This window comes from Rickettsia sp. TH2014, from assembly GCF_019249195.1.
Classification (GTDB): Bacteria; Pseudomonadota; Alphaproteobacteria; order Rickettsiales; family Rickettsiaceae; genus Rickettsia; species Rickettsia felis.
This window is the reverse complement of sequence record NZ_MXAX01000286.1, coordinates 1-1,480: the sequence shown is the minus strand read 5'-3', so window position 1 is coordinate 1,480 and position 1,480 is coordinate 1. Positions and strand designations below refer to the sequence as shown.

Sequence of the window (1,480 nt, the reverse complement as noted above, 5' to 3'; positions counted from 1 at the left end):
TACTAAAGAAGATATAGCTATAGCATTATCTGACGCTTTAATGGTGCATTTAGTGTCAAAAGGAAGTGATATTGCAAAAGAGCAAGAAGCTATTAGAGCATTTGGTAAGGACTTAGTAAATGAGCAAGCAGGTGGTGGAAATACAGCACAAAATATAGCAGAAAATGCAGTAGATATTACGGCAGGAGGTCAGGCAGGGAATACAGATAGCAACAAAACAGAAAGTAGCACTAACAACCAAGCAGAAAATACTACTAACAACCCCGCTATTGAGCATTTAAACAAAGAATATGGCGAGGAGTTTTTAAGACTTTACAATAAGCTTTTGCTATCTGACAAGATAGAGTTGATGGATCAGAAAGATTTAATGAGCAGAACTCTGTATTCCTTAAAATCAAGAGTAAATTTAGAGCGTCGTTATGTATCTGCTATAGAAGAGTTAAATGCTCAAGGCGAACATAAGCTGAATATTTTAGATAGTAATATTGGAGAAAGAAATAGTCTTAAGGAACAAATAGGCGATTTAGTAAATGTAGTAGGAGCGAACCTACAAAATAAGTTTAATGATAAGATAGGAGGTAGTTTAGGTTTAAAGCTTAACATATTTGACAGTAAGACTCATGAGTTCAGTAATGAGCAAATTAAAGCGATCTTGTCAGTCTGTAATGGCTCTGATATTAGCGTACTTGAAGGAAATCCCGGAGCCGGTAAGACTTTCGTGATGAAAGAGATAGTGCGTCAGTACAAAGCGGCAGGATTTAAGGTAGTAGGTACTGGACCAAGTAGTGTATCTGCTAAGGTCTTAAGCCGTAATGCTGGCATCAAAACCGACAATACTAGTGTGCTTCGTAAGAAAATCGTAGAGTCCCAAGGAGGCGACTTTAAGATAGATTTAAGCAGCAAATATTATGAGGAAGAAGAATATTTAAAATCTATTGGTTGTGACTCTGTATTGAACTTTTTACGTTCTGATGTACTTGATAGCAAAACAGTATTGATCGCAGATGAGGCAAGCATGATAGAGCTTGCTAATATGGACTATTTAGCTCACGAGGTCTTAAGGTCTAAGGCTAAATTAGTGCTTGTTGGAGATAACAACCAGTTTACAGCTGTTGGCATGACTGGAGCGTTCAACAAAGCCCGTAAGATTGCGGGAGGAGTTAAGCTTACTGAAGTAAGAAGACAGGAAAGAGTAGAGTACAGGCAGGCGACGAGAGCTATGGGACGCTTTGCGATGCAGGAAGCCATTGAGATATATAGAAAACTAGACGTATTTAACATTAAGGATAATGAGCAGGAAGCTAAAACCAGCTTAGTTACGTCATTTGCTAAGGAATATACTCAGCAGATAGATAATCTTAAGAGAGATGATTTAATAGCTATTAGAAGTATAGCAATTGGAGCATATACGAACGAGAAGGTAGCAGAGTTTAATACAAGAGTAAGAAGTGAGTTAAAGCATAGCGGAGCATTAAAGGGA

The 1,480-nt window shown here is 37.8% G+C and carries 1 protein-coding gene; it reads left to right on the top strand.

Features of this window, described 5'->3' with window-relative positions; all coding sequences use genetic code 11:
• Nucleotides 1–1,480 (top strand): AAA family ATPase (locus KYQ89_RS05930; protein ID WP_218460815.1); only part of this gene is annotated, 1,480 nt, incomplete at both ends.